Origin of the sequence: Mycobacterium sp. (genome assembly GCF_039583785.1) — a bacterium.
Taxonomy (GTDB): Bacteria; Actinomycetota; Actinomycetes; order Mycobacteriales; family Mycobacteriaceae; genus Mycobacterium.
The window spans coordinates 24,910-35,146 of sequence record NZ_JAVKSG010000007.1 but is presented as its reverse complement, the minus strand read 5'-3'; the positions used below and the strand labels follow the sequence as shown (position 1 = coordinate 35,146).

Annotated in this window: 7 protein-coding genes; 1 reads left to right on the top strand and 6 read right to left on the bottom strand. The window is 66.6% G+C overall.

Going from position 1 to position 10,237, the window contains the following annotated elements; genetic code table 11:
- From ABDV69_RS04870 to ABDV69_RS04860, 3 genes are all read right to left on the bottom strand, one after another.
- On the bottom strand, positions 1 to 1,662 hold a 1,662-nt coding region (locus tag ABDV69_RS04870), incomplete at its 3' end, for a hypothetical protein (RefSeq protein ID WP_343572202.1).
- 216 nt (positions 1,663 to 1,878) lie between these two features.
- A complete protein-coding gene (locus ABDV69_RS04865; RefSeq protein ID WP_343572201.1) occupies positions 1,879 to 3,150 on the bottom strand; it encodes a PPE family protein in 1,272 nt (423 codons plus the stop codon).
- 79 nt (positions 3,151 to 3,229) lie between these two features.
- Complete coding sequence (locus ABDV69_RS04860; RefSeq protein WP_343572200.1) at positions 3,230 to 4,417, bottom strand: PPE family protein; 1,188 nt, start codon at positions 4,415 to 4,417, stop codon at positions 3,230 to 3,232.
- A 236-nt stretch (positions 4,418 to 4,653) separates the two neighbouring features.
- On the opposite strand from ABDV69_RS04860, the gene ABDV69_RS04855 reads away from it, so the two are divergent.
- Positions 4,654 to 4,986, top strand: coding sequence for a metalloregulator ArsR/SmtB family transcription factor (locus ABDV69_RS04855; RefSeq protein WP_343572199.1), 333 nt, complete (start codon positions 4,654 to 4,656; stop codon positions 4,984 to 4,986).
- Positions 4,987 to 5,042: 56 nt separating this feature from the next.
- On the opposite strand, the gene ABDV69_RS04850 is transcribed toward ABDV69_RS04855, so the two are convergent.
- From ABDV69_RS04850 to ABDV69_RS04840, 3 genes are all read right to left on the bottom strand, one after another.
- A complete protein-coding gene (locus tag ABDV69_RS04850) occupies positions 5,043 to 7,004 on the bottom strand; it encodes a substrate-binding domain-containing protein (protein ID WP_343572198.1) in 1,962 nt (653 codons plus the stop codon).
- Positions 7,005 to 7,070: 66 nt separating this feature from the next.
- Entirely contained in the window at positions 7,071 to 9,311 is a 2,241-nt protein-coding gene (locus tag ABDV69_RS04845) for a malate synthase G (RefSeq protein WP_343572197.1), read from the bottom strand.
- Positions 9,312 to 9,347: 36 nt separating this feature from the next.
- Positions 9,348 to 10,226, bottom strand: a complete 879-nt coding sequence (locus ABDV69_RS04840; RefSeq protein WP_343572254.1) for a 3-methyladenine DNA glycosylase — start codon at positions 10,224 to 10,226, stop codon at positions 9,348 to 9,350.
- Positions 10,227 to 10,237: the final 11 nt, after the last annotated feature.

Below are 10,237 nucleotides of genomic sequence, written 5' to 3'. Positions count from 1 at the left end.
GCCGACATCCACCCCGTTACCCGACAAACCCAGATCAGCCAGCAGAGTGCCGACCGACGCAGTACTCGACAAACCCAAATCGTGCAACAGGGTGCCGACGGTCGGGGTGGCCGCTGTGATGCCCAGGTCGTCCAGCAAGGTGCCGACGGTCGGAGCGGTGCCCGATGGAAGGATGCTAATCAGCGCGTCAAGCGCAGTCTGGATCGGGGTCGACTCCGGTATTCCGAACGCAGTCAGCACGCCCGTGAGTAGATCGCCCACGGTTGTATTCACCGTGGTGGTCGAGCCCAGGCCGAGGTCGTCCAGGAGACTGGTCAAGACGGTCGACCCGATAGTGGAACTCGTGTTGAGGCCCAACGAAGACAGCAGGCTGTCCAGCACGGTCGTCGTGAGGGAACCCGACGGGTCCGCACCAAGCGCAGTCAGCACGGTATCCAGCGTGCTCCCCGTGAGAGGGGCGGTCAGGTCCGCACCAAGCGCAGTCAGCACGGTATCCAGCGTGCTCCCCGTGAGTGGGGCGGACGGATCCAGATTCAGCGAGGTCAACAGGTTGGTCAGCGTGGTCGACGAGATGGTCGAGGCCGGGTCCAGACCGAGCGTGCCCAGCAGGCTGTCCAGCGCGCTCGTCGAAATAGTGGACGTCGGATCAAGGCCGAGCGCGCCCAGCAGGCTATCGACGTTTACCGAGTCGCCCGTGTTCAGACCTAACGCACCGAGCAGGCTGTCCGGGGACAACAGCTGGGTCGGGTCGATGCCAAATGCACTCAAGACGCTGCTGAGCGACAGGTTGTTCAGGTCCACATTGGTATCGAGCCCCAGCCCCTGCAAGATGTTCGTCAAGCCCAGGGTGATCCCGTCACCAGAACCCAGAGCATTGAGACCGAGCAGGTTCAACAAACCGCTCAGCGTGGTCACGGGGCTAGTGGCGTCGGCCAGGAGTGTTCCCAGTCCCTTATCGCTGAGCCCGAGGTCGCTGAACAACGAGCCCAACGTGAGGTCGCCCAGCCCGAGCTGGCTCAACAAGTTGCTGAGGTCGAGATTGGTCAGGGGCGTGTTACCTAAGCCCAGCGCGTTCAGCAGGTCCGGCAGGTTAATATCGATGTTTGCGGATGTTGCCGGGGCGAGGACGCCGTTGTAGAGCGGGATGGTGATGGCACCATCGAGCAGGCTGACGTTGTCCGCCCCGTTGAGGTAGGCGTTCAAGACGGTGGCCACGCCCTCGTAGAGGTTGGTGGCCGACGGGTCGGCCTGCAATTGTTTCAGGACGCTCTCGAGCGCGCTGAACGTCGCCCCCTCTGCCCCCAGGCCGGCGATCGCGAGCTCCAGCCCCGGCGGCAACTCCACCGAGATGGTGGCGGGCAATGACGTGAGGTCCGTGGTGACCGTCGGGTCGAAGTTCGCCAACGCCTCAATCACGCCGTACGGGTTGGTGAAGAGCTCGCTGAAGAGCTGGGTAATGTCCGGCGAGCTGGCATGACTGATGATGCTGTCGAGATTGGTAGTCGTGTTGGCGATGAGCTCCGACCAGGCGTCGACCAGCTTCACCGGCCGCATCTGAATCGCCGGAAGCGGCGTGGCCAGCGGGGTAACAGCAATCATGCTGGCGCCGACCAAGGCGACACCGGCGGTGGCGTACGGGCGAAGTACGTGCTGCACGACCATCGACTCCTTTAACGGCGGACTGTGATGCACTGCACAGTGACGAGTCGAACTTTATCCAGCACCGAGTGTTGGATGCAAGTGAAACACCTCAGCAAAGCTTAGGTTTTTCCACAGGCCAGGCCGAGCTCTGACTTATCCGCAGCACATGCGGCGCGTGGGTAGAACTTGGCGGTAGATCACTCGCCGAACGGCACGGCTTCGCATCAAGGGACGTATTTACGCGTCACTGCGTCGACGTGCGTGATGGGCCGCCGCCGACGCCATCCAACCGAAGGCCGAGACCAGTTCGACGGCGGGCCGCCCGGTTTCTGCGTGCTCATCTTTGTCTTTCGAGTCTTTGTCGTGTCTTTCGGCCCTCGGGCGCTCCATCGTCTCGGTGACGGCTTGGGTCCCGGTCATCGTCCCCAGCAGGGCCTGCCCGAAGGTGAATCCTGGTGGCAGGCCGACGGCTGTCGCCGGGGCGACGTCGACGCTGGTGGCGGCGAGTGAAAGAAAGATCGGCTCGGTGTCGGATGCGGCCGTCGCCCAGCTCGGCGGCACCGACAACGCCCCGACCGACGCCGCGTTGCCCAGGCTTGCCGACGACACGCTGACACCGCCCAACGCGTTGAACGGCCCGAACGGCACCTGATTCAAGTAGGCCTCTATCCCGCCACTGACAAAGATCTCCCTGGCCCAACCGAGGCCGACCGACAGAAAGTCATAAATGCCGGTCAAGAACGTGTACGGCTGTGTCACGCCGACATTTGCCGCAATGTCGGGGATGACTAGCGCCGAGCTGAGGCCGCCCAACCCGGAGGCGGATGTCGTCGATGTGCTCGTCGTGGCGGTGCTCGCCGAGCCCGCCGGCGAAGCCAGCTGATGCAACGCGGTGGGTAACGCCACGTTCAGCTGCGCCACGGTGTGGGTGTGGGCGCCGATGGCTTGGGCTACCGCACCGGCCTGGGTGCCCTGTCCGGTGGGGTCGGTGGTCGGCGGCGGCTCGCTGAACGGGATCAGCGTTGACGCGGCCGCGGCGGCGCCGGCGTAGCCGTACATCGCGACCGCGTCTTGGGCCCACATCTCGGCGTAGTGGATTTCGGTGGCAGCGATCGCCGGGGTGTTCTGTCCGAAGAAATTGGTCGCGATCAGCGCCGTCAACAGCGCCCGGTTGGCCGCGATCACCGGCGGGGGCACCGTCATCGCAAACGCCGCCTGGTAGGCCGCCGCCACCGCTTTGGCCTGTGCGGCGGTCTGCTCGGCTTGGTCGGCGGTGGCCTGCAGCCACGTCACGTACCGCGCCGCCGAAGCCGCCATCGCCGCCGAGGCCGGGCCCGACCAAGCCTGACCGGTCAGCCCCGAGATCACCGACGAATAACCGACCGCGGTGGACGCCAGCCCGGCGGCCAGCTCATCCCAAGAGCCCGCGGCTGCCAGCATCGGCCCCGACCCGGGACCGGAGTACAGCCGGCCCGAGTTGACCTCCGGGGGCAGCAACGCAAAATCCATGTCGTTTATCTCCGCAAGAGACGTAACCGGTCGGGGCTCGACAGATAGCGCGTCGATGGGGCAGGCGGCGACGTGGCTGTCATCCGGCGGCGGGCGATCCGGTCACCACTTTGCGGTTGCGGCCTACCACAGCGCGGGCCGAGACGCCGCCAAGGCCGCGACCGGCCAGCGTCCCCAGCATGGTTTCGCCGAATGCGCCACCCGGTATTCCGTCGACAAGGGCGGTGGCCGCGCTCGGAGCGCCGATCGGCAGCGTGAGCGCAGCGGGGTTGACCGCCGGGGCTGGCATGGCCCAACTCGGCGGCACCGATACCGCACCGATCTTGAGCGCCTGACCCAGCCCCGCCGACAGTCCGGTGCCACCAACACTGGACGTCAACGCCGGCCCCGTAATCGGCACGCTCAACGCTCCGACGGGGCTTTGCGCCAAAAACCTGGTCAGGCCGATTCCGTTGTTGAAATTGCTGACGAGGTCCGCGGCGTCGGAATAGAAGCTCGCGACGTTGCCGAGACCCTGGGATGGGAGAGCGCCGACATTCGCTAACTCCCCCGCCGTTGACGACGGACCGAAGAGGCCGGTCAGGCCCGACGTTGCTGACGGAGCCGACGATGTCAGCGGGCTCTGCGTCGTTGACAACGAAGACATCAGCTGTGCCAGTGTCGAATGTGCGCCCGTGCCGGCAGATGTCCCGGTGGTCTGGGCGGCCGACGCGGCTTGGGCAGCCTGCCCACCCGGTGTGGTGGTCTGCGGCGGGTTGTTGAACGGGGCGAGCCTCGATGCGGTCGCCGAGGCGTCGGCGTAGCTGTACATCGCGACCGCGTCTTGGGCCCACATCTCGGCGTACTGGCCCTCGGTCGTCCCGATGGCCGGGGTGTTCTGCCCTAAGAAGTTGGTCGAGATCAGCGCCGTCAACAGGGCCCGGTTGGCCGCGATGAGCGGCGGCGGAACGGTCGCCGCCAGCGCCGCCGAATGGGCGTCTACCGTCGCCGTGGCTTGGCCAGCGGCCTGTTCGGCTTGAGCGGCGGTGGTGTGTAACCAGGTCACATAAGGATGGGCGGCCCCCGCCATCGCCGCCGATGCCGGACCTACCCACGGTCCGCCGGCCAACCCCGCGACCACCGACCCGTAGGCAGCTGCCGTGGAATGTAATTCGGTGGCCAGCTTGTCCCAGGCCGCTGCCGCAGCAAGCATTGACCCGGGCCCGGGACCGGCGTACATCCGCCCGGAGTTAATCTCGGGCGGCAACAACCCATAGTCGATGTACAACGCCAGCCTCCTTTATCGAGCTGCGATGGACCTGGATGTGTGCGGCCATGCTGGCCACTGTCTCAGCCGTGGGACAACACCAACCGGACCGAGCGGCAATGCGGTTGGCACGAACCCGATCGCGCAACACGCCGCGTTGGTTCTCGGCCATTCCCAAGCTCCTCACATAGACCGATGTCTATGGGCTAGCCTGCACTATTGATCGACGACTGTCAATGCGTGTGTCATACTGAGTTATGCCTGCCGCGATCGCATCGTGCCGCCCCATCACCGACACGGTGTTCGACGAGGTCGCCGCCGAGCGGCTCGCCGCTGTGCTCAAGGCGCTGGGCGAGCCGACCCGGCTGCGGCTGGTGTCGCTGATCGCGGGCCACGAGGGCGCCGAGGCATGTGTCTGTGACCTGACCGCCCCGGTCGGCCTGACTCAGCCGACGGTGTCACACCACCTCAAGATCCTGGTGGAGGCCGGTCTACTCAAGCGAACCCAGCGCGGCAAATGGGCGTACTACCGGTTGGTGCCTACCGCTCTAGACGCGCTGGCCGACGTGTTCGCCCGCCGCTCTCGCTGAGAGCCGTCCACGTCCCGCCGCCGCCAGGCAGGTCCGGACCACCCGACGAGCGAGTCTCAGCTCAGGAAGTTCGCCACCACGGTGGCCAGGTCCGGCGACGCCGACGTCGCGAGGTTCTGGTAGCTGCCGCCGGACAGCTTGGCGACGGCCTCCCAGGTCGACCGGTCCGAGTCGGGCCCGAAGTCGATGACGTTGACCGCGACCGGCTTGGCCGGGTCGGCGTTCTGCTTGATGAAATCCTGCAGGCCCTGTCCACTCAGACTCTGGTCGGTGTGCGGCCCGGACGTGATCACCAGCACCGAATTGATCTGCCCGGCATGGTAATTCGCCAGCGCATCCTTGTATATCATCCGCAGCGTGGTAAACGACACCGCTCCACCCGACGATGCGCGCTGCCGGTCGAGTGCCGCCGTCAACGTCTCGGAGCGGGGCTTGCCGTCGACCTGATCGCCCAGCGGACCGGCCGGCACCTCGGAGCGGCCTTCCTTGCCGTCGAAGGTCCACAACCCGACCACGGCATTGGGGGCCAGCGTCTTGATCCGATCGTCGAGCACGCCGACCACGTTGCCCAGCCGGGTCGTACCGCTTTCCTCAGTGGTCATCGACTGCTCGAGCATGATGATCACCGCAGGCGCGCTCGCCGGCGCCGACACCGCGTTGGCCAGCGCGGCACGCGTCCCGTCGTCGCCGACCGACAGGGTCGACGGCAGCGCGGGGAACCTGGTGGCATCGCTCTTGGGCGTCTTGGTGCCCTCGGCGCGGAACCCGGCCTGCGCCAGCTCGGCGAGCTGATCGGGTTTGCGCATGAAGCGGGCAAACTCGCTGGCCGCCGTCACCTGCTCTTGCGACAGCCAGGACCCGCTGAGCAGCACCGTGGGGTAGTCGGCGACCGCGGCGGCGCCCGGCGGCAGCCACGCGCTCAAAATGCCACCGGCGTCGGGTTGCGACTGGCCACGCGCAAACACCTGCTGTTCGGTCGTGACGACGGCATGCACCGGAGCTTTCGCCGCGTCGCCCGGGGCGAGCAGTGCGTTCATCGCCTCGCCCAGCGAGTTGTCGGCGAGCTTCGGCTGTGCGCCGATCAGCGTGCGCACCGCACCGCTGCCGTCGGTCGGCGGGGCACCGGGCGGCACCGACGCGGCTGCTACCGCTTCACCGGCAAGGTAGGCGGCGTCGCTGTTGGCGCCGATCGGCAACGCCAGCCGCAGTGATCCCCACGCCGGCAGCTTCAGGCCGGCCAGCGAGTCGGGCTGGGTTTGCAGCTCGGGCAGCGTCGACCAGCTCTGGTCACCCAGTGCTTTCTGCAGCTCCGGTCGCACTGCGAGCACCACCGGCGAGGTGACCAGCGATCGGCTGTCGGAGACGGTTTCCTTGCCCGCCGCGGCGGTGAGTCGCGCCGCCGATACCGAACTGCCCGGGATCCACAGCGCCGGTCGCTGGCCCAGGTCTGCGGGCCATTTTCCGATGAAGCCGTCCACAACCGCGTCGGAGTCGGCGGATTTCACCCCGATGGCGACGCAGTGGTCGCCAACCGGTGCGGATTGCCCGTTGAAGCGGTCCGCGAAATGTTGCACCTGATCGGAGATCGACGGGTCCGCGACCACGGCGACCGGCAGTTTTTCCCCGACGCAGCGGGCGTTGTGGGAGCGGTTGGACAGCGCGTCGCCGAAAAACCGCCACAGGATGACGACGCCCACCACCACAACGACCGAGATCAAAGCGGCGATGACGCCGATGCTGACGCCGCGCCGTGCACCCTCGTTACGATGGCCACCACCGAAACCGGAGAGACCACGATGGCCGCCGGTCGGGGGTCCCGAGGGCGGGGGCGGAGGGCCGTGGTCGCGCCGCGGGAAGTCGGGAAAGTCCTCGGATGGATCGATCTCGGCAGCGGGCGCGTCCCACTCCGGCGGCGCCGGGCGCGCGAATTCCCCGCCGCGATCGTCGTCCGGCTCGGCGTAGTCGTCCGGTGATTCGTCGATCGGTTCATCGCCGTCGGGAGCTCTGTGCCTACCCATCCCGGTCCTCTCCTGGGCGCCGGAGATGTCTAGTCATGGGGCTGGTCGATATTCCCCGGATAGATCTCACTCATGGGAGCGGGCTTTGAACTCACGACGGCGCCGATGCAGAATCGGCTCGGTGTAACCGCTGGGCTGCGCAGCGCCCTGAACAATCAACTCCTGAGCGGCCAGAAACGCGATACTGTCCTCGAAGTCCGGTGCCATCGGCAGGTATCCGGAGTCACCGGCGTTCTGCTCGTCCACCAGCGGAGCCATCCGCTCCAGGCTAGCGCGCACATCCTCCTCGGTGATCAGGCCGTGCCGCAGCCAGTTGGCCAACAGCTGGCTGGCAATCCGCAGCGTGGCACGGTCTTCCATCAACGCAACGTTGTGTATGTCCGGAACTTTCGAGCAGCCGACGCCCGCGTCGATCCAGCGCACCACGTACCCCAGGATCGACTGACAATTGTTGTCGACCTCTTCGCGGATCTCCTCGGGCGCCCAGGCCAGTTCCTTGGCCAACGGGACCGTCAGCAACTCGTCGATGGTGGCGCGCTTCTTGCCTTCGAGTTCGTCCTGGACCGAAGCGACGTCGACGTAGTGGTAGTGCATGGCATGCAGCGTGGCCGCAGTCGGGGAGGGCACCCACGCGGTGGTGGCGCCGGCCTTGGGCTGGCCGATCTTCTGCTCCATCATGTCGGCCATCAACTCGGTCATGGCCCACATGCCCTTGCCGATCTGCGCCTTGCCCTTGAAGCCGGCGGCCAGCCCGGTGTCGACGTTGTTGTCCTCGTAGGCCTTGATCCAGGTGGTGCTCTTCATCGCACCCTTGCGGATCATCGGACCCGCCTCCATCGAGGTGTGGATCTCGTCGCCGGTGCGGTCCAGGAAGCCGGTGTTGATGAACACCACCCGGTCGGCGGCGGCCTTGATGCACGCCTTCAAATTGAGCGTCGTACGCCGCTCTTCGTCCATGATGCCGACCTTCAGCGTGCCCTGCGGCAGGCCGAGGACGTCCTCGACGCGGCTGAACAGCTCGCAGGTGAACGCGACTTCGTCCGGTCCGTGCATCTTGGGCTTGACGATGTACACCGATCCGGTGCGGCTGTTGACCAGCGGCCCGTTGGCCCCCCCGTTGTCCGAGCCGGACCGCAATCCGTGAAGCGCGGTCAGGCCGGTGAACAGCGCATCCTGGATGCCCTCGAACACTTCTTTTTCTTCGTTGCCGTCGCTCACAACGATGGCATCGTTGGTCATCAGGTGGCCGACGTTGCGGACGAACAGCAGGCTGCGGCCGGGCAGGGTGAAGTGCCCGGCGCCTTCTGGAGCCGCGGAGCCGGCGACATCGGGCCGAGCCTTCTGGTAGACGCGGTCCTGGTTCAGCACCCGGTGGATCGTCTTGCCGCCCTTGTCGACCTCCTCGGACAGGTCACCCCTGTTCAGCCCGAGCCAGTTCCGGTAGCCCAGCACCTTGTCGTCGGCGTCGACGGCGGCCACCGAGTCCTCGAAGTCCATGATCGTGGTGATCGCCGACTCCAGCACGACGTCCTTGATGCCGGCCTGGTCGGTCTTGCCGACCGGCGACTCCGGGTCGAGAAGGATCTCGATGTGCAGGCCGTGGTTGACCAGCAACACCGACCAGTTGGGCGAGCCGAGCTCACCGGTGTAGCCGAGGAACTTCTCCGGGCTGGCCAGCTCGACGGAGCCGTCGGCGGTCGCGACCTTCAGGTGACCGTCTTCGACGCTGAGCCCGGTAGCGTCCGACCATGAGCCGGACGCCAGCGGGACCGCCTCGTCGAGGAATGCGCGCGCGTAGGCGATGACCTTGTCGCCGCGGACCCGGTTGTAGCTGGTGCCCTTCTCGGCGCCGCCGTCCTCGGGAATGACATCGGTGCCGTACAGCGCGTCGTACAGCGAGCCCCACCGCGCGTTGGCGGCGTTCAGCGCGAAGCGCGCGTTGAGCACCGGCACCACCAGTTGCGGTCCGGCCGTCGTGGTGATCTCGTCGTCGACGCCGGCGGTGGTGATGGTGAAGTCGGCGGGTTCGGGCTGCAGATAACCGATTTCGGTGAGAAACCCGCGGTAGGCCTCGGGGTTCAGCGGCTCGATGACGTGCTGGCGGTGGTACTTGTCGATCTGCGCCTGCAACTGGTCGCGGCGCGCCAACAGGTCCTGGTTCTGCGGCTGCAGGTCGGTGACGACCTTGTTCACGCCGGCCCAGAAGCTGTCGGGGTCGATGCCGGTGCCGGGCAGAGCCTCGTTGTTGACGAAGTCGTACAGCACTTGGGCGACGCGCAGGTTCCCCACCGACACGCGATCAGTCATCATTTTTCCTCCGGACTCACCTGACGAAATCTCATCTCAGCCTACCGGCCGGTCACCTGCCTGCCGGTAACCGGCAACCTGCAGCAGCAGGTCACACCGCTCCAGCAGGGCAGCACGCAACGGCTCGGCGCGAGTTGCGATGGCCTTCTGGTGACGTACGTACTCGGCGCGGCCGGCCGCATCCTCGACGGCAATCGGTGTGTACCCGTACCCGCTCAGGTCGTACGGGCTGGCCCGCATGTCGATTTCCCGCGCAACCGCAGCCAGTTCCAGGCAGTCGAGCAGCGTCTGCGAGTCGATCAGCGGGCTCAACTTGTAGCACCATTTGTACAGGTCCATGTTGGCATGCAGGCAACCGGGCTGTTCCCAATCCCGTTGCGTGGCGCGGCTGGGCACGCCGGCGTTGCGCGGTGCGGCTTCGGCGCTGAAAAAACGGAACGCGTCAAAGTGGCTGCAGCGCAACGGTCCCGCGATCTCGGCTTCGACCACGGAGTCGGTGCCCGCGGCGCCGAGTCGCAGCGGAACCCGATCGTGGCGGACATCACCGCTGCGATAGACCATCGCCCACTCGTGCAGCCCGAAGCAGTTCAACTGGGCCGGCCGCTGGCTGGTCGCGCGTAGCAGTTTTGCGACGAACGAAATCGTCTCCACCCGGCTGAGCAGATGCCCGCGGCTGACCGTAACGCCGGACACGTCGACGGTGTAGCCGCGCCGGCCCCGGTAGCGGCGGATGGCCTGGTGGCCGGCCAGCGTGACTCCATAGCCGGGATGCCAGCTACGCAACTGTCCCGGCCGCAGGGTGTAGTAGCTGAACAGGAAGTCCCACACCGGATGCGGCTCACCGACCTGCGCGCGCTTCGCGTGTGGGGCAACCAAACCGTCGACCCGCGAGGCGTGGTCGTCGGCGCGGGCCATCCACTGCTCGG